Annotated in this window: 18 protein-coding genes and 1 tRNA gene; 9 read left to right on the top strand and 10 right to left on the bottom strand. The window is 69.0% G+C overall.

The annotated features are described in order from the left end of the window. Positions 1-78: 78 nt before the first annotated feature. Together Q8O14_01160 and Q8O14_01155 are read left to right on the top strand one after the other, a co-directional pair. Positions 79-1,047: a hypothetical protein gene (locus tag Q8O14_01160; protein ID MDP2359349.1), complete on the top strand. Its 969-nt coding sequence runs from the start codon at positions 79-81 to the stop codon at positions 1,045-1,047. 1 nt (position 1,048) lies between these two features. Next, positions 1,049-2,182: a hypothetical protein gene (locus Q8O14_01155; protein MDP2359348.1), complete on the top strand. Its 1,134-nt coding sequence runs from the start codon at positions 1,049-1,051 to the stop codon at positions 2,180-2,182. Between the two features lie 35 nt (positions 2,183-2,217). Here Q8O14_01155 and Q8O14_01150 read toward each other — a convergent pair whose 3' ends face one another. The 10 genes from Q8O14_01150 to lat form a co-directional block, all read right to left on the bottom strand. Beyond that, positions 2,218-2,835 (bottom strand): hypothetical protein, encoded by a 618-nt coding sequence (locus Q8O14_01150; protein ID MDP2359347.1) that lies wholly within the window; start codon positions 2,833-2,835, stop codon positions 2,218-2,220. A gap of 79 nt (positions 2,836-2,914) precedes the next feature. Next, on the bottom strand, positions 2,915-3,676 hold the full coding sequence (locus tag Q8O14_01145) for a citryl-CoA lyase (GenBank protein MDP2359346.1): 762 nt from the start codon (positions 3,674-3,676) through the stop codon (positions 2,915-2,917). A gap of 171 nt (positions 3,677-3,847) precedes the next feature. Next, positions 3,848-4,993 (bottom strand): PLP-dependent aspartate aminotransferase family protein, encoded by a 1,146-nt coding sequence (locus Q8O14_01140; GenBank protein MDP2359345.1) that lies wholly within the window; start codon positions 4,991-4,993, stop codon positions 3,848-3,850. A 37-nt stretch (positions 4,994-5,030) separates the two neighbouring features. Continuing rightward, complete coding sequence (locus Q8O14_01135) at positions 5,031-5,816, bottom strand: HAD-IB family phosphatase (protein ID MDP2359344.1); 786 nt, start codon at positions 5,814-5,816, stop codon at positions 5,031-5,033. Next, positions 5,813-7,483, bottom strand: a complete 1,671-nt coding sequence (locus tag Q8O14_01130; GenBank protein ID MDP2359343.1) for a S41 family peptidase — start codon at positions 7,481-7,483, stop codon at positions 5,813-5,815. Before Q8O14_01130 ends, Q8O14_01135 begins: the two co-directional genes overlap by 4 nt. Beyond that, positions 7,480-8,109, bottom strand: coding sequence for a dTMP kinase (tmk, locus tag Q8O14_01125; protein ID MDP2359342.1), 630 nt, complete (start codon positions 8,107-8,109; stop codon positions 7,480-7,482). The genes Q8O14_01130 and tmk overlap by 4 nt, the downstream gene beginning before the upstream one ends. Then, positions 8,106-8,924, bottom strand: a complete 819-nt coding sequence (gene lgt, locus Q8O14_01120; protein ID MDP2359341.1) for a prolipoprotein diacylglyceryl transferase — start codon at positions 8,922-8,924, stop codon at positions 8,106-8,108. Before lgt ends, tmk begins: the two co-directional genes overlap by 4 nt. Continuing rightward, entirely contained in the window at positions 8,924-9,664 is a 741-nt protein-coding gene (gene rsmI, locus Q8O14_01115; protein ID MDP2359340.1) for a 16S rRNA (cytidine(1402)-2'-O)-methyltransferase, read from the bottom strand. The genes lgt and rsmI overlap by 1 nt, the downstream gene beginning before the upstream one ends. Then, complete coding sequence (locus Q8O14_01110; protein MDP2359339.1) at positions 9,661-10,566, bottom strand: NAD+ synthase; 906 nt, start codon at positions 10,564-10,566, stop codon at positions 9,661-9,663. Before Q8O14_01110 ends, rsmI begins: the two co-directional genes overlap by 4 nt. A 43-nt stretch (positions 10,567-10,609) precedes the next feature. Further along, positions 10,610-11,926 carry an L-lysine 6-transaminase gene (gene lat, locus Q8O14_01105; protein ID MDP2359338.1) on the bottom strand — a complete coding sequence of 439 codons (1,317 nt, stop codon included), beginning with the start codon at positions 11,924-11,926 and terminating at the stop codon, positions 10,610-10,612. 263 nt (positions 11,927-12,189) lie between these two features. Between lat and Q8O14_01100 the strand changes: the two genes are divergently transcribed. The 7 genes from Q8O14_01100 (at position 12,190) to Q8O14_01070 (ending at position 18,093) form a co-directional block, all read left to right on the top strand. Continuing rightward, positions 12,190-13,191, top strand: coding sequence for a ribonuclease Z (locus Q8O14_01100; protein ID MDP2359337.1), 1,002 nt, complete (start codon positions 12,190-12,192; stop codon positions 13,189-13,191). A gap of 267 nt (positions 13,192-13,458) precedes the next feature. Further along, positions 13,459-14,226 (top strand): hypothetical protein, encoded by a 768-nt coding sequence (locus Q8O14_01095; GenBank protein ID MDP2359336.1) that lies wholly within the window; start codon positions 13,459-13,461, stop codon positions 14,224-14,226. A gap of 243 nt (positions 14,227-14,469) precedes the next feature. Continuing rightward, a complete protein-coding gene (gene motA, locus Q8O14_01090) occupies positions 14,470-15,330 on the top strand; it encodes a flagellar motor stator protein MotA (protein MDP2359335.1) in 861 nt (286 codons plus the stop codon). 3 nt (positions 15,331-15,333) lie between these two features. After that, on the top strand, positions 15,334-16,149 hold the full coding sequence (locus Q8O14_01085) for a flagellar motor protein MotB (protein MDP2359334.1): 816 nt from the start codon (positions 15,334-15,336) through the stop codon (positions 16,147-16,149). An 88-nt stretch (positions 16,150-16,237) separates the two neighbouring features. Further along, a tRNA-Lys gene (locus Q8O14_01080) sits at positions 16,238-16,309 on the top strand. Positions 16,310-16,404: 95 nt separating this feature from the next. Continuing rightward, positions 16,405-17,304 (top strand): lipoyl synthase, encoded by a 900-nt coding sequence (gene lipA, locus Q8O14_01075; protein ID MDP2359333.1) that lies wholly within the window; start codon positions 16,405-16,407, stop codon positions 17,302-17,304. A gap of 57 nt (positions 17,305-17,361) precedes the next feature. Beyond that, positions 17,362-18,093, top strand: coding sequence for an isoprenylcysteine carboxylmethyltransferase family protein (locus Q8O14_01070; protein MDP2359332.1), 732 nt, complete (start codon positions 17,362-17,364; stop codon positions 18,091-18,093). Position 18,094: the final 1 nt, after the last annotated feature.

The following is an 18,094-nucleotide window of genomic DNA, read 5'->3' as shown; positions in this document are numbered from 1 at the left end:
CGGCCGATGAAGACGGGCCGGCCATGAAGGACATGTCCGGACCAGGCGTGGGGCGGGCGCGAGCACGAAGGAGGAGACATGATCAACCGATCGGGTGCCGGAGCGGGACGGCGGCTGGCCGCCCGCCTGCCCTGGGCGCTGCTGGCGCTGCTGCTGGTGGCGGGGATGGCCGGCGCGGCCTGGGTCAACGTCCGCACCGTGAAGGGCGCCAAGCGCGCCATGGTGGATGTGGACGGCAAGGCGCGGGTCTACTGGCAACTGGACAAGGGCGGCGCGATGAAGGCCTCCGTCAACGGGCCGGCCGTGCTCCGCGTGGTGGCACGCGCCCCCTGGCGCAGCAAGCTCAAAGGCAAGGAGAACCTGATCTCCTGGAATCTGGACGGCCAACCGGGCGGCACCCTGCGCCTGCCCATGGTCCGCTCCCGCACGGTCCACCTGCAACCGCCCAAGGAGGCGCCCGAGTTCGCCACCCCCGCCAAGTGGCCGCGTCTTTCCGCCTCGATCACCGAGGAGATCCGCATCCCCTACGGCACGCACGACATCAGTTTCCAGACGGAGGGCCTGCTCTCGGAGAACGTGTTCCTCCGGTTGCAATCCAAGGCCCTGCAGCCCATGCCCAAGGGCGGCACGGTGGACCTGCTGCCCCGGGGCGGCGGTGCCACGCGCAACATCGCCGTCCAGGACAAGCGCGCCACCTACCAGGTGCTGGCCTCCGGCTCCGAGTTGCAGCTGGATGTGACGGGTCCCACCGTCGTCAAGGTGATCAGCCGGCTGGACTGGAACACCACGATGACGGGCCAGCAGAAATACCAGCTCAAAGTTCATGAGGACGGCCTCCTGAAGAACACCTGGGTCCTGCGCGGACGGCGCAGCACCGCGGCCACCTACGTGGGCAAGGACAACACCATGCCGGCCCGCGGCGAGGTCATCTACATCGAGGTGCCGGCCGGCCGCCACCAGTATGCCGTGAAGTTCCAGGACAGCGGGCGCGAGGTGAACCTGCGCTTCCTCATGCCCCGCGAAGCCCTGCGCCACAGCGGGAGCTGAGGTGCGGCGCGTCCTGCATCTCATCGCCCTGCTGGCGATCGCCCTGCCGGCGATGGCCGCCTGGCATGCGCCGGATTGGACGATCAGCCTTGAGGAGCGCCTGGTCGCCGACGACAACATCCTGCGCCTGTCGGACAGCGACCGCAGCCGGTTGAAACGGGACCCCTCCTTCCAGCCGGATGTGGAGGGGGCGGGCGCCCTGCGGGTCGACCACCGCCTGGGCCTCGCTCTCCAGTGGCGCCTGCGCTCCCGCCAGGGGCCCTTCGCCGCCCTGCAGAGATGGGCGGGCGGCCGCCCCGGCCAGGGTCGTCTCAGCCTGAGCTGGGACGGCAAGTGGACACAGTACGAGGGCAGCCCGGCCAACACCTACGCCAGCCACCGGCTGAGCGGCGCCTGGCAGCCCCGCCCTGGCTGGGGCACGGAGCTGAACTGGCGCACCCTGGACAACTACTACATCCGCCGCTTCCTGGACCGCGACACAGGCGCCGAACGGGGCGCCACCTTCGACAGCGACCAGATCGAGCTGGTGCTCAAGGCCCGCGGCCCGGATCGTGGACCCTGGCTGCGCCAGCCGGGCCTCTCGCTCAGCGCGGCCTGGGACCGGGAGTCCTACAATCCCTGGTTCACCGAGTATGACGGGGAGGCGTGGTCCCTGGGTCTGGACCTCGGCTGGCGCATGCCGGCCGGCCTCAGCGCCGGGCTGGGTTGGCGCTTCAGCGACACCCACAATGTGGGCTACACGGGGAGCCAGGGCGTGGGCACGGTGAATCTGGGCGTGGACAGCGAAGGCGGCGACGGCAGCCACCAGGAGGACCAGTACAGCCTCTCATTGGGCTGGAGCGGCCGCTGGGGAACGCGGGCGGCCGGCCTGGACGCCGGGCTGACCCTGCGCGACCGCTGGTACCAGAGCCGCCTGGGCGAGCTGCAGGATCCCTTCCACTACGGCCGCCACGACCGCCGCATCCTGCTCAGCCTGCGCGGACGCCTCGCCCTTGGCGCCTCCCTCACCCTCATCCCGGTGGTGGAGCGCGAGTGGCGGGACAGCGAGGCGGCCTGGGGCGGCATCTCCCGCGTCAAGGATTTCGAGGTGCTGCGTGCCGGCCTGGGACTGCGCTGGCGCCTGGAATCCGACTGAGCCGGCCAGGTCCGACAGGCTGACAGTCTCCAGCCTCAGGCCGTCGGCGCCCCGGGCCTGTGCGTCCGCCGCCGATCCGGTCCGACCGCCCAGGCGATGAAGAGCCCGGCCAGGCCCCAGCCGGCCAGCAGGTCGGCCAAGTTGGTCAGGGTCCAGGCCGGACCGGCGTGCCACCAGTTCCAGTAGGGCAGTTGGTTGACCACCCCGCCCGCCGCCACGGCCAGCATGAGACCGCCCCAGCGTCGCCAGTAGCTCCCGCCCCGCAACTGCCAGGCCAGCAGCGTCAGCAGGATGGCGCCCGCCACATGGATGAGCAGGGTGTTGAGGAAAAAGGCGGGATGGGCCAGGTTCTGGCCCTGGGCCCGCACGGCGAGAAAGGAGACCGGTCCCTGGGCCGCGGCCGCCACCTGGCGGTCCAGGTGGGCGACCAACGAATCAAGCTCGAGCCCGGCGGGTGGATGGTGCGGGTTGGGCAGCAGGTAGACCCCGGAGCGCGGGGCCTGGACCCGCAGGAAGTCCGCCGCCGCCGCCTCGTCGGCCAGGGGGAGGACGGTGGGACGGTGCCAGGCGAGGATGGACCAGGAGAAGGCGGTCCAGAGGAAGGCGAGCAGGCCGCCGATGAAGCCGCCGCGGAAGAGGGCCCTCAACAACATCGTCCGACCTCGCCACGACTCTGATCCACCATGCTCTCCGCCCTTCCCCGTCGACCCGCCGCCCAGGGAGGTCCGGCCCTCAGGACGAGGGCAGCTCGCGATCCGCCGGCCCGGCGTATTCACCGCCCAGGGGGCCCAGCCTGCGCATGGGCTTCTGGGTCGTCCATTCCTCGAAGACATGGGCGACCAGGCCGGGGGTGCGGGCGATGATGAAGAAGCCCTTGCCCAGGCGCCAGTCGAAGCCCATCTCCGAGATGACGGCGGCGATGGCGCCGTCCACGTTGAGGGGCAGCTTCTTGTCCGTGCCGCGCTCCAGCTCCTCCATCAAGGCCGTCGCCAGGCGGATGTGCGGACCGGTGAAACCGCACTGGTCGGCCAGCTCCAGCAGGGCGCTGGAACGCGGGTCGCGGGCGTGGATGCGATGCCCGAAGCCGGGGAGGCGCCGGCCCGCCGCTTTGAAGCGCGCCGCCAGCGTCGGAGCGTCCTCCCCCGCCGCCACCGCCTCCTGGAGGATGCGCGCGCATTGTTCGATGGCGCCCCCGTGGCTGTCCCCGATGGTGAGGATGCCCGCCGCCACGGCGGCGTTGAGGCTGTTGCCGCCGCTCAGCACCGTGCGCGCCGCCAGGTTGGAGGGGGGCGTGATGCCGTGGTCGATGGAGGAGACGAGCAGGCCCTCCATCATGCGGGCCTCCGCCGCCGTGGGCAGCTCCCCCTTCAGGATGAGGAAGACGGTCTGCGCGAAGCTGAGCCGCGCGATCAGGTCGGTGATGGCGTAGCCGCGCACGCGCAGTTCACCGGCGGCCGTCTTGGTGATGGCGGTGGTCCAGGTCGCTTCGCTCATGCCCTCGCTCCTTCAACGTGTCCCAGGCACGGATTCGCATGGATGGACGCGGGGCACGCGGGCGACGGACCAGCCCAAAGCGTTCCAGGTCCCGCACCCATCACCGGGCTCGGGGCCGCCGCCGGCCCTGCCCCGTCCTCCCCATGACCGCCCGAAGTCGACCAGGGGGTCTCAGCCGCCCACCCTGGCCAGGGCGAGGGAGAGGTCCTCGATGAGATCCTCCACGTCCTCCACGCCCACCGACAGGCGCAGCAGGGCGTCGGTCAGGCCGTAGGCCTCGCGCTGCACCCGGGGGACGGAGGCATGGGTCATGCCGGCCGGGTGGTTGACCAGGCTCTCGACGCCGCCCAGGGACTCCGCCAGCTTGAAGAGACGCAGGTGGCGGGCCACCGCGCGGGCGGTCTCGTAGTCCTTCAACTCAAAGGAAAGCATGCCGCCGAAGCCGCGCATCTGGTGGTGGGCCAGATCGTACTGCGGGTGGCTCTCCAGGCCGGGGTAATGGACGGCGCGCACGGCCGGGTTCTCGTCCAGGAAATGCGCGACGCGCAGGGCGTTCTCGAAATGCCGCTCCATGCGCAGGCCCAGGGTCTTGGTCGAGCGCAGCATGAGGAAGCAATCGAAGGGCCCGGGCACGGCCCCCGCGCTCTTCTGCACGAAGGCCAGGGCCTCCTGCAGGTCGTCGCGGCTGTGGAGCAGGGCGCCCATCAGGATGTCGCTGTGTCCGCCCAGGTACTTGGTGCAGGAGTGCAGGACGATGTCGGCGCCCAGCTCAAGGGGCGTCTGGAAGTAGGGTGAGAGGAAGGTGTTGTCCACCACCAGCAGGATCTTGCGTTCCTGACAGAGGCCGGCCAGGGCGCGGATGTCGCTCAGGCGCATCATGGGGTTGGTGGGCGTCTCGACGAAGAGGAGGCGCGTCGCCGGTCGCAGCGCGCCCCGCACCTGGTCCAGGTCCGCCGTATCCACGAAGTCCGAGTGCAGGCCCCAGGGCGCCATCACCTTGGTCAGGAAGCGCCAGGTCCCGCCATAGACGCCGGCCGAGCAAACCAGATGGTCGCCCTGCTTCAGCAGGTGCATGAGGCCCTGCAGCGCGGCCAGGCCGGAGGAGAAGACATGGCCGTGGCGCGCCCCTTCAAGCGAGGCCAGGTTGGCCTCGAGGGCGGCCCGGGTGGGGTTGCCGGCCCGCGTGTAGTCATAGCCGCGGGTGAGGCCGATGTCCTCCTGCACGAAGGTCGTGCTCTGCACGATGGGCATGCCGATGGCGCCGCTGGCGGCGTCCACCTGCTCGCCGGCATGAATGGCGCGGGTGTTGAAGCGCATGGGGGGGACCTCGCTTGTCTGTGGGCTGAGGCGCCGGTCAGCGGCCTGACTGGCCCCTGGCCCGGCCCAGGGCCTGGCCGGACGATTCCGGACGGAGGGTCAGCCCTTCCAGCCGCCGGATCACGTCGGCAAAGGTAACGAAGGGGAGATGGCTTCTCCCTTCGCCCTCCATCTGTGTGGCCAGGGAGGAGCGGGCGAAGACGAGGTCCGCCTCGCGCGCTGGACAGAAGTCCGTGCTGCCGTCGCCGATATAGATGACCGGCCGCCGGGCCGCGGCGGCCTCGCGCAGGTGCCAGGTCTTGCAGTGGTTGCACAACCCGCGCAGGCGGGGCGTGGCGGGAGGCAGGGCCAGCCAGCGGCCCGACTCCAGGCGCAGGTCGTTGGCGTGGATGGCGTGCAGTTCCCGGCGCAAGGGTCCCAGGGCGTGCTCGATGATGGGCAGGAGGCCGCCGCTGAGCACGGTGGGCTGCAGGCCGTGGCGCCCCGCCCAGGCCAGGAAATCCGCGAAGCCGGGACGCAGCCGGCTGGCTCCGTCCAGCCAGGCCAGCGCCTCGTCCAGCCCGACCTCGAGCAGGTCCAGCTCGGCCTGCAGTTTCACCCGCTCGGGCAGGCTGTCGTCGAATTCGATCGCCCGCCAGTCCCGGCCGTCGGGCAGCCGCCGGCCGAAGCGATCCAGCAGGAGGACCAGGGTGTCGTCCACCGTGATGGTGCCATCGAAGTCCAGGAAGACGATCGGATTCCCGGCGCGATCACGCGTGATCGTTCCATCGAAGTCCAGGAGGACGATCGGGCCGCCGTCGTCGTCGGGAGGCGCCGGCCTCATCTGCCCGGCAGGCCCAGGGCGCGCTCATACTCGCCGGACGATGAAGCCAGCAGCGCCATGGCCTGCCGGTAGGCCTCGTCGTGGCGCAGGGCCTCCCGGGCGCGGGCCGTCTGGCCCTCGCGCTGGCTGACCAGCTCCAGATCCAGCATGCGGGAGATGGCCTCCCCATGGGCCTTGAACTGCTGGGCCAGGTTATCCGCCATCACGGCGCGCAAGGCGGCCAGCGCCCGGCGGCCCGCCTCACCTGCCTCATCCTCCGCCAGGATCTTGTCCAGTTCATCCAGCTGGACCGTGCCCCGCGGCTGGAACTGGAACTCCTGCTCGTCGAGATAGGCCTGGAAATCGTCCAGGAGGCGGTCATCGCTGGTGGGCGGGAAGGCGTAACCGGCGGCGGTGCGATCTGCGACATAGTTGACAAAATGGGCGCCCCGCCACAACTCCAGCACGACCCAGGGCTGGCGCTCCGCCTGGACCTCCACGTCCGGGCTGACGCCGCGCCCGCCGATCACCTGGCGGCCGCCCAGCGTCTGGAAGAGGGTGTCGGCCAGGGTGGAGTCGGCCAGGTGGTCCAGCACCTCGTTGTCCTCGAAGTAGTCGATGCGCTGGATGAGGCGGCCGGAGGGCAGGTAATAGCGGGCGGTGGTCAACTTGACCTTGGCCTCGTCGTCCAGGTCCAGCACGCTTTGCACGAGGCCCTTGCCGAAGCTCTGCTCTCCCACGATGACGGCGCGGTCGTGGTCCTGCAGGCTGCCGGCCACGATCTCGCTGGCGCTGGCGCTGCCGCCGTCGATGAGCACGGCCATCTCGCCGCGGAAGACCGGCGCCCGCGTGCTCTGGATTTCCTTGATCACTTCGCGGTTGCGCCCACGGGTGACGACAATGGTCTGGCCCTGCTCAAGGAAGAGCTCGGCAACGGCCGCCGCCTCGCGCAGGAGGCCGCCCGGGTTGCCGCGCAGATCCAGCACCAGGCGGCGCATGCCCTGGGCCTTGAGCTGCTCGAGGGCGGCCGCCAGATCCTCCCCCGCCTGGCCGGAGAAACGCGCCAGCCGGATGTAGCCCGTGCCGGTGGCGGGGTCCGTCATCTCGGCGAACTTGACGTCCTGGATGGCGATCAACTGCCGGGTCAGGGTGTAGTCCTGCACCTCCTTGGCGCCGGCGCGGCGGATGCCGAGGGTGACGCTGGTGCCGACCTCGCCCTTGATGAGGCGGACGGCGTCGGACAGGGCCTTGCCCGTGACCGGCGCGCCGTCCACCGTGACGATCTCGTCGCCCGGCAGGAGGCCGGCCTTCCAGGCGGGCGAGCCCTCGAAGGGGCTGATCACGGTGACGCGCTTGTCGGAGCCGCGCAGGCCCACCTCCATCCCGATGCCGCCGTATTGGCCGCGCGACATGTCGTCCAGATCCTGCGCCGCTTCCTCCAGATAGTAGTCCGAGTAGGGGTCCAGCTCGTCCATCAGGCCGCGGATGGCGGCCGTCATCGCCGCCTCCGGGTTGATCTGGTCCACGTAGCGGAAGGCCAGGTTGCGGTAGACCTCGCCAAAGCGGACCAGGTTGTCGTGGACCTGGCGCATGTAGGTGTCCCGGTCCGGCGCCCGGTTCGCGGCCGGAAGTGGCAAGGTGGCCAGGGCGACCAGCAGGACGAGGATGAGGGTGGGCCGGCGTGTCATGGGAGATCCTTTCTGCCTGTGATCAGGCGGGCGAGGTCGGGCTCGATGCGGGCGAAGACGACGGGGGGAGCGCCGGCGGCGTCCACGCGCCGCACCCGGTCGGGTTCCAGGCCGGCGATGGCGGCGTAGCCCTCCGCCACCCGGGTGAAGAACTCCATGCCGGAGCGTTCCAGGCGGTCCTCGCCGGAACAACGGGCGAGGGCCGTCCGCACGGGCAGGTCCAGCCACCAGGTGCGCCGGGGCCAGGCCAGGCGCCGCACCTGGGCGTTGAGGTCCTCCACCAGATCCAGCGGAAGGCCGCGTCCGTGGCCCTGGTAGGCCGTCGTGCTGTCGGCGAAGCGGTCCAGGAGGACGATGCGACCGGCCGCCAGGTCGGGCAGGACTCGTTCGCGCAGCAGCTGGACGCGCGCCGCCGTGTAGAGGAGCAGCTCTGTCTCGCCGGCCATGGCCGTGTGGGCGGTGTCGAGCAGGATGGCGCGGATGGCTTCCGAGACGGTGGAGCCGCCCGGTTCGCGGTAGACGGCCGGATCCTCGCCACGGGCGCGCAGCCAGTCCGCCGCCAGGCGCAGCTGCGTGCTCTTGCCGCAGCCGTCCAGGCCCTCGAAACTGAGCAGGAGACCCTTCATCGGGGACCCTCTCCGCTTGGCATGGATTGGGCCAGGCGGCGCCACCAGGCGTAGAGCATGGCGCCCATGATGAACATGCCCAGGGTGAGCAACTGGCTGGTGGTGACATCCCAGCCGCCCAGGCGGCCGATGATCATGGCCGCCTCGTGGTCGCGCATGAACTCCACCGTGAAACGCAAGGGGGAGTAGAGCAGCAGGAAGAGGGCGAAGATCCGGCCCGGGAAGGACCGGCGCCGGGCCGCCAGCAGCAGGATCGTCATCAGGGCCAGGTTGCCCACGATGAGATAGAGCTGGGTGGGATGCACCGCTCCCAGGCTGTGCAGGGGGCTGTGCGACGGATAGGTGATGGCCCAGGCGCACTCGCAGGCCTTGCCGTAGCAGCAGCCGTTGAGCAGGCAGCCCACCCGGCCCAGGGCCATGCCCAGGGCCAGGCTGGGGGAGAGCAGGTCGACGACCTCCAGCACATGCTGGCCCCGTCTGCGGGAGTACCAGACGGTGGCGGGGATGGCGGCCAGCACGCCGCCCAGCAGGACCAGTCCGGCGATGCCGAAGTTGCCGTCCTGCTGGAAGGGGTTGATCACGGCCAGCCAGTCGCCCCTGAACTCGTCCAGGTGGGTGGCCACGTAAAGGAGGCGGGCGCCGGCCAGCGACGCGAGCAGGATGACGGCCGACAGGTCCTGGATGAAGGTCTTCTCGATGCCCCGCGCGCGGCCCCGCCGGATGGCCAGGGTGATGCCGGCCAGGAAGGCCACCATCATCATGAAGCCGTAGGTGGAAAGCCGGAAGTGGCCGATCTGGAACAGGGTGGGATACATCAGAGCTCGTCCTCGCTGCTTGCGCCGTCCTGCCGACGCCGCCGGCTCTCGGCCCGGGTCCCCTCCAGCACGAGCACGAACTCGCCCCGGATGCCCGCCGCCGCGAAATGCTCCTGGAGTTCGCGCACCGTTCCGCGCAGGAACTCCTCGTGCAACTTGCTGATCTCCCGCGCCACGCAGAGGCGCCGCGCCGGGATCCGCTCCGCCAGGGCCTCCAGCGTGTCCGCCAAGCGGTGCGGCGCCTCGAGGAAGACCGTCGTCTCGGCGGCCTCGACCAACTCCCCGTAGGCGGTCTGCCGCCCCTTCTTGCGCGGCAGGAAGCCGATGTAGCGGAAGCGGTCGGTGGGCAGGCCGCTTGCCGCCAGGGCGGGCAGGATGCTGCTTGCCCCCGGCAGCGCGCTCACCGCGCAGCCGGCCTCCAGCGCCGCGTTGACCAGGCGGTAGGCCGGGTCCGAGATGCCCGGCATGCCGGCGTCGCTGATGAGGGCCACCGTCTCGCCCGCGCGCAAACGGGCCACCAGCCGTCCACGTTCCCGCTCCGTGGAGAAATCATGGTAGCTGCTCATGGGCGTGGCGACGCCGAAGTGATCCAGCAGGCGGCGCGAGCTGCGCGTGTCCTCCGCCGCGATGTGGTCGGCCGCGCGTAGCACCTCCACCGCCCGCAGCGTCATGTCGCCCAGGTTGCCGATGGGCGTGGGCACAAGGACCAGCCGTCCGGCGCGGCCCGCCGGGGCGCTCACCGCAGGCTGTCCCGCTGGTAGAGCCAATCCGCGCCGATGGCGCGCAGCCCCACCTTGGCGATGACGGGCGGCATGCGCTTGAAATGGTTGCGGGCCACGCGGTCCAGGATGCCGTCCACGTCCTTCCCGGCGAAGCCCTCTGCCAGCAGCGAGGCCCGGTCGCGGCGCTGGTCCACGGCGCGCACCAGGATGCGGTCGATCAGCTCGTAGCTCCAGCCCAGGTCGCCCTCGTCTGTCTGCCCCTCCTCGAGGTCGGCGCTGGGGGCCTTGTCGATGATGGCCGCGGGCAGGCCCAGGTGCCGGGCCAGGGCGAAGACCTGCTGCTTGTAGAGGTCGCCGATGGGATTGACGGCGCTGGCCAGGTCGCCATGCCAGGTGCCGTAGCCCAGCAGCAGCTCGCTCTTGTTGGAGGTGCCCAGGGGGAGGGCCTGCCAGGCCATGGCCGCGTCGAACAGGCAGACCATGCGGCAGCGGGCCATCACGTTGCCCAGCCGGCGGGCGTCGGGCGGGTCGATGGGTGCTCCCGCCCCGGCCAGGGCCGTGCTGAAGGCGTCGACCATGGGCGAGATGTCGATCCGGCGGACTGGCATGCCCAGCTGCTCGGCCAGCTGGCGGGCATCGTCGACGGAGGCGGGCTGGGAGGTGCGCCAGGGGAGGATCAAGCCCAGCACCTGCTCCGCGCCCAGGGCCTCCACGGCCAGGGCGGCGACCAGGGCCGAGTCGATCCCGCCGGAGAGGCCCAGCACGGCGCGGCGGAAGCCGGCGCCGGTGACGGATTCGCGCAGAAAGCGCACCAGATGGCCGTGCACGGCCGGCAGATCCAGGGACAAGTGTTCCATGGCGGAATGTGATAAAAGGAGGGGCGCCTGCCCGCGCCCCTCCCCGCTTCTTGTCAGACTCATGGGCGTGTGGGTCCGCCCAGGACCCACGCGCTGCTGGACCCGCTCAGCCCGCCAGCGCCCCGTCCAGGATCTCCAGGCAGCGGTCGATCTCGTCGGCCGTCACCGCCAGGTGCGGCCGGATGCGGATGCTGCATTCGCCGCAAGGCAGGACCAGCATGCCGCGCTCGTAGCAGCGTTTCTTGATGGCCGGGCGCTGGGCGAGATCCACGTCCAGGGCGCACATGAGGCCTTTGCCACGCGTGTCGCGGACCTGGTCGTGGCGGGCCTCCATCTCATGCAGGCCGGCCAGCAGGCGATCGCCCATGATGCGGGCGTTCTCCACCAGGTTCTCGTCGCGCATGATCTCCAGGATGCGGCGGAAGCGGATCATGTCCACCAGGTTGCCGCCCCAGGTGCTGTTGATGCGGGAGGGCTCGCGGAAGACATTGCGCTCCACCTCGTCCACCCGTGGCCCGGCCAGGATGCCGCAGACCTGCGCCTTCTTGCCGAAAGCGATGACGTCGGGCTTGATGCCGTGGTGCTGGTGGGCCCAGAAGGCGCCCGTCATCCCCATGCCGCTCTGCACCTCGTCGATGATGAAGAAGATCTCCAGCTCGTCGCAGAGCCGGCGCAGAGCCTGGAAGAATTCCGTGCGGAAATGCCGGTCCCCGCCCTCGCCCATGATCCCTTCGATGATGAGGCCGGCGATCTCGTGGGGTCGCTGCGCCGCCGCGGCGCGGATCTGATCCAGGGTGGCCTGCTCGGCGGCCGCCACCCGGGCCGTCTCGGCGGCGTCCACGGGGAAATGCAGGTAGGGCGGATCCACCCGTGGCCAGTCGAAGCGGGGAAAGTACATGTATTTGCGCGGATCGTGGGTGTTGGTCATGGAGAGCGTGTAGCCGGAGCGGCCATGGAAGGCGTGCTTGAAATGAAGGATGGCCAGGCGGTTCTCGTCGATGGTGCGGCCGGCCGCCAAGTTCTTGCGGTGCTTCCAGTCGAAGGCGGTCTTGAGGGCGTTCTCCACCGCCAGGGTGCCGCCCTCGATGAAGAAGAGGAAGGGCAGGTAGGAGGGGATGCCCACTTCGCCGAAGACCTGGACCGTCTCCGCCATCTCGCGGGTGTAGAAATCGCTGTTGGTGACCTTGTTGATGGCCGCCCGGCCGATTTCCGCCATGAAGCCCGGCTCCATCATGGCGGGATGGTTGATTCCCACCGCATTGGAGGCGAAGAAACTGGTCATGTCGAGGATCTCACGGCCGCTGCGCGCGTCATGGATCCAACTGCCGTGGCTGCGCTCGAGGTCGACGACCAGCTCCAGGGCGTCCACCAGCATGTGCCGGCCGATGACGGCATGCACGTTGTTCGGGGTGATGCGGCTCATGTTCTCCTCCTTCCATCTATCTTGAATCCCAAATGGTAAGCCCGTCATGGGGTTAACAGCCAGAGTAGCGTTTCGCCCCCGTCGGGACAAGCCGCCTTGGCTTTGTTATCCTCATAAGGGCGGAAGAGAACCGATTGAGGAACAACACTGGTGAAACATTCACAATCATCATTCATAAATACTGAGGTGGCACACTTGATCCATGCGCAACTAGATGGAAAGTTGAATCATATTCCACACACTGCAACGTTGTCGTCCCGCCGATGATAGACCTCATTTTTCTGGGCACCAGCTCGGCCACGCCCACGCCCCGGCGCAATGTCAGCTCCCTGGTCGTCATGATGGAGAAGGAGAGCCTGCTCTTCGACGCGGGTGAGGGCACGCAGCGGCAAATCCAGGTGAGCGGCTTCCGCCGCGGCCGCATCGACCGCATTTTCATCACCCACCTCCACGGGGACCATTTCTACGGCCTGATCGGCCTGCTCACCAGCTTCCAGCTCAACCGGCGCCAGGAGCCCCTGCATCTGGCCGGACCGCCCGGGCTGGTCCGCTACATCGACTTCATGAAGCGCCTGTCCCAGACTGATTTCTCCTATGATTTGCGGATCGAGGAGTGGGGCGGCCTGCGCGAGCCGACGACGGTGCTGGAGACCGGCGACTACCGCCTCGTGGCCGCGCCCCTCAAGCACCGGCTCTACACCCTGGGCTACCGCATCGAGGAGAAGCCGCGCCCCGGCCGCTTCGACGCCGACCTGGCCGACCGCCTGGGCGTGCCCTTCGGCCCGGAGCGGGGCCGCCTCACCCGCGGCGAGGATCTGGTGCTGGCGGACGGCCGGGTGATCCGGAGCGCGGAGGTGGTGGGTCCGCCCCGTTCCGGCCTCAGCCTCGCCTTATGTTCGGACACGGCGCCTTGCCCGCACGCTGTTGCGTTGGCCCGCGACGTGGATCTGCTCATCCACGAGGCAACTTTCCTGCCCGACGACGCCGACCATGCCCGTCGCACCCAGCACTCCACCACCGACGACGCCGCCGGGGTGGCGCGCAAAGCGGCCGCCCGCCATCTGGCCCTCACCCATTTCAGCACGCGCTACATGGGAGACCTGCGCCCCCTCATCCAGGCCGCCGAGGCGGCCTGGCCGGCCGTCATCTGCGCCCGGGACTTCATGCATCTGCAACTGCGGGTGGGCGAGGTCCCGGTGGTGGGGGATTCCCGCAACATGGTCGCGGCCACCGCGCCGGAAGCTCCTGTCCGCGATGGAGTTTAAACGCATCCGCGGGGGGCGGCTGGCGGAGTGGAGTATATTGCCGACTGACTTCCGGAAGTCGCATCCTTTTATCATGAACGGTCGTTCAAGTGTGGATAAAATGTGCGTTGCGGAAATGTCAAGGGCCCAGGGTGCTTTTCATGAGAATTGTGTTTGACTGTAATTGTTGACACAGAACGAGATCGCTGCCTTGTCCGCACCTTTCGGCCTGTGTGGACAAGATGACGGCGGGAGCTTGGCGATTTGTGCATAAGTGAGGCGGACAGCGTGATGGAAAGCCTCCTCATCTGCTATCTGGTTGACGGACAGGGCATGGAACTCCTCCTGCGTCGCCTGCGACCCAGCCGCCCCGGTCAGGCCTGGGGCGCGTTGGCGGAGCGGCCAGGGGCCGGGGCCGCCCCTGTCGAACTCTGCCTCTTCGGATTGCCTGCCCAGCACCCGGCCTTCCGTCAGTCGGGGCCGGGCCTGCGCCTCGTCCAGGTGCCAGGGCCCCTGAAGGATTTCGCGTCATGGCTGAAGCGGGATGCCCGGCGCCGCGGCGAAGCCTGCCGCTATTGCCTGGTGTCGGCCGATCCCGAGCTGCGCCGCCAGGCCCGCGAACTGGGCATGGCCGAGCTGGATCCGGACCTCCTGCCCCGCCGCCTGGGCCTGGTTGACGCAACCGCCGGCCATGGCGTGATCAAGGCTCCTCCCCGGACATTCCGTGAACCGCGCGTGGTGAAGGGAGGCAAGGAGATGGGGCCGGAGGAGCTGGCCTGGTGGGCACGCCAGCTGGAGCTGCCGTCCGATGAGGCGGAGGACGGCCTGGACACTGCCGCAGCCGCTTCGAGGGAGGATGCCGGCTCGCCGGGAGCGCCGTCCGATGAGGAACACGAGCGCTTCGCCCGCCTGATGGGGGCCCGGCCCGGCGATCCCCGCATCCTGGACCACGTGGATGAGGATTGGCTGAACCGCCAGTTCCCGGATGCCGGAGCCGCCCCGGCGGGTCGCCGCAAGGGGAGAAGCTCCGGCGCTAAGGATCAGGGCCCTTCTTGACGATCATGACGGCATGTCGGCACTCGGGAAACTAGCAGCCTGTCGGGCTTGGGCCTTGGATGGGATTCGCGCCCCAATCGAGGCCGGTTTTTCGGAATTTTCGCAGGGCATACTGGTGGTCTGTTCAAGAAAATTGCGGAAAATCCGGACCGATTGGGGCGATGTAGACCGCCAAGTGGCCAAGTCCGACAGGCTGCTTGGCACTGGATGTACCGGCAAGAGTGAGGGTGCAGGAGGCTTGGCGTGAACCTGATCATCGGTCTGGTGGTGGTTTTCGGTTGCGTCGTCACGGGCTTCGTGCTCGAGGGCGGCCACATCGGCGTGCTCTGGCAGCCGGTGGAGCTGCTCATCCTGGGCGGCGCCGCGTTCGGCGCCATGATCATCGCCAACCCCTTCTCCGTCCTGAAGAGGGTGCTCAGCTCCATACCCTCCCTGCTCAAGGGAGACCTCCACGGCAAGGACGACTACCTCCAGCTCTTCGCCATGATGGGCGACGTCTTCAACAAGATCCGCCGCCAGGGCCTCGTGGCCATCGAGCAGGACATCGGCAATCCCGAGAGCAGCGAGATCTTCTCCAAGTATCCCAAGCTGCTCCAGAACCACCACACCATCGAGTTCATCCAGGACTACCTGCGCCTGGTCGTGAGCGGCAGCATGAACACCTTCCAACTGGAAAACCTGATGGACGTGGAGCTGAGCACGCACCATCACGAGGCCGAGCAGCCGGCCCAGGCGGTGAGCCGCGTGGCCGACGCCCTCCCCGGTTTCGGCATCGTGGCCGCCGTGCTGGGCATCGTCATCACCATGGGCTCCCTGGGCGGCGAGGCCGAGGAGATCGGGCACAAGGTGGCCGTCGCCCTCATCGGCACCTTCATGGGCATCCTCTTCGCCTATGGCGTGTTCGGACCGCTCAGCAACTCCCTGGAGCGGCGGGCCCGGGAGGAGGCGGACTGGTACACGGCGATCAAGACCTGCTTCATGGCCAGCCTCCAGGGCTACGCGCCGCAGATCGCCCTGGAGTTCGGGCGCAAGACCGTGCCCCCGGCCGTCCGCCCCAGCTTCGAGGAGTTGAGCGCCTTCCTGCGCGGCAGCAAGAAGGAATAGGCCATGGCGGACCAGAAACAGGCCGAACAGCCCATCATCATCAAGCGCATCGTCGCCGGTCACGGACATCACGGCGGCTCCTGGAAAGTGGCCTTCGCCGACTTCGCCACCGCCATGATGGCCTTCTTCCTCCTGCTCTGGATCCTCAACCAGGCCACGGACCAGGAGAAGGCGGCCATTTCGGGCTACTTCAACAACCCCTATGCCGTCGACCTGGGAGGCTCCCAGGGCGTCACCGGCACCGAGCCGGGCATCGGCGAGGGGGGGACGGACGAGGAAGGGCTGGGCGGCATGCGGGACCAACAGCGGCTGGAACAGCTGGAGGCGCAGATCAAGGACGCCATCAACACCAGCGAGGCCATGAAACAGTTCAGGGATCGCATCGACGTGGCGATGACCCCCGAGGGAGTGCGCATCCAGGTGATGGACAAGGAGGCGCGCTTCATGTTCGCCCTGGGCAGCTCCACCCTGGAGCCGGGCGCCCAGGAGCTGCTGCGGGAGTTGGCCACGGTCATCTCCACCGTGCCCAACCGCATCAGCATCAGCGGCCACACGGACGCCCTGCCCTATGGCTCACCCACTTACACCAACTGGGAGCTGTCCACCGACCGCGCCAACACGGCGCGGCGGGAGATGCTGCGCGGCGGCCTGGACCCCCGCAAGATCGGGCGTGTGGTGGGTCTCGCCTCCACCGCCCTGCTGCTGCCGGACCGGCCCGAGGATCCCATGAACCGCCGCATCACCATTCTTGTCATGAACCGCCGCACGGAGGAGTCCATCCGCAAGGAGGGCGGGCAGCTGATGGCCGTCGACGAGTGAGGCCGCTCCCCGCCGGCGCCGCATTGCACTCCTAGGCCACCCGCCCTATCTTGGCTGCGCCGGAGCCGTGTCATGACGTGGGCCGGTCGGGGGTGTAGCTCAGTGGCAGAGCAGCGCCCTTTTAAGGCGTAGGTCGATGGTTCGATCCCATCCACCCTCATGGACGGCTCTTGTGGGCTTGAAGTCCATGGTTGTCAACCCCGTTGCGGCCCCGAGAGGCCGCTTTCCCCGTCATGAAAAGGGAAGGAGGGACTGGTGAGCGACGCTCCCGCCCGCCCGCGCAAGCCGGACTGGCTGCGCGTGCGCCTGCCCTCCGGCGAGGGGGTGGCCCGGCTCAACCACCTGCTGCGCGAGAAACAGCTGGTCACGGTCTGCGAGGAGGCCCGTTGTCCCAACATGCACGAGTGCTGGAACCAGGGCACGGCCACCTTCATGATCCTGGGCGACACCTGCACCCGCAGCTGCGGCTTCTGCAACGTGAAGACAGGCCGGCCCGGCACGGTGGACTGGGACGAGGCCGGGCGCGTGGCCGAGGCCGCCGCCCAGATGCAGCTCAAGCATGTGGTGATCACCAGCGTCGACCGCGACGAGCTGCCCGACAAGGGGGCCGGCCTCTTTGCCCTCACCATCCGCCAGGTGCGGCGGCGCCTGCCCCAAGCCACCATCGAGGTGCTCATCCCCGACTTCAAGGGCGACGCCGCCTGTCTGCGCCTGGTGCTGGCGGAGCAGCCCGACGTGCTCAACCACAACGTCGAGACGGTCGCCCGCCTCTACCGCCGGGTGCGCCCCCAGGCCGACTACGCCCAGAGCCTGGAGCTGATCCGCCGCGCGGCGGCGGCCGGCTTCCACACCAAGAGCGGCTTCATGGTGGGCCTGGGCGAGACGGACGACGAGGTGCTGGATCTCATCCGCGACTTGAAGGCCCATGACACGCGTTTCATCACCATCGGCCAGTACCTGCAGCCGACCAAGCGGCATCTGGAGGTGGAGCGCTACGTCCATCCGGACCAGTTCCTGGAGTATGGACGCTTCGCCAAGTCCATCGGCGTGGAGATGATCCAGGCCGGCCCGCTGGTGCGCTCCTCCTACCATGCCGGCGAGGAGCTGGAGGGCGACGGCGCGGTGGCCGTGCGCACGGGGCGCGCCTTCGGTTGACCGCCACCGCCCCGCCCGCCAGGAAGTCTGTTTCGTCATACCATTGCCGGAGGGAATGTGGACCTGCAGGACCGCCTCTGCCGCGAAGGGGACACCCTCTTCCGCCTGCGCAGCTACGTGCCGCTACTGCTCCTCGCCCTCATGATCCTCGCCCTCTGGCTGGCGCCCGGTCCGCGGCCCCTCCCCGCCGCCTGGATCTGGGCCTGCCTGGCCGTCTCGCTGGTTGGCCAGCTCATCCGCGCCGATGTGGTGGGGCACACCCCGGACGGCACCAGCGGCCGCAACACCAGTGTCCAGGTGGCCAAGCGCCTCAACACGGTGGGCTGGTACTCCGTCGTGCGCCATCCGCTCTACGTGGGCAACGGGCTGATGTGGCTGGGCCTCGCCCTGCTCCCCGCCAATTGGTGGCTGGCCCTCCTCATGATGGGCGGCTTCGGCCTCATCTACGAGCGCATCATGCTGTGCGAGGAGCGCTTCATCCAGGGCCAGTACGGCGAGGAGTTCCGGCGCTGGGCGGAGGAGACGCCGGCTTTCCTGCCCCGCTTCAGCCGCTGGCGGCCCTGGGACCTGGCTTTCTCCTGGCGGAACGTGGCGCGGCGGGAGTTCTCCGGCTTCTTCGCCCTCATCGGCCTCTTCGTGCTGCTCCTGGTGCTGCGGGAGGTCTTCGCCGGGCGGCCGGTGGAGCTCAGCCGCGGGCAGAACCTGGCCCTGCTGGCCGGCCTTGCCGCTTACGCCACGCTCTTCGTGCTGCGGCGCTGGACGCGCCTCTTGCACGAAGAGCCGCGCTGAC

The organism is bacterium, from assembly GCA_030685015.1.
Taxonomy (GTDB): Bacteria; CAIWAD01; CAIWAD01; order CAIWAD01; family CAIWAD01; genus CAIWAD01.
Note: the sequence above shows the minus strand (reverse complement) of the source record. Positions and strands in the feature narration are given on the sequence as shown.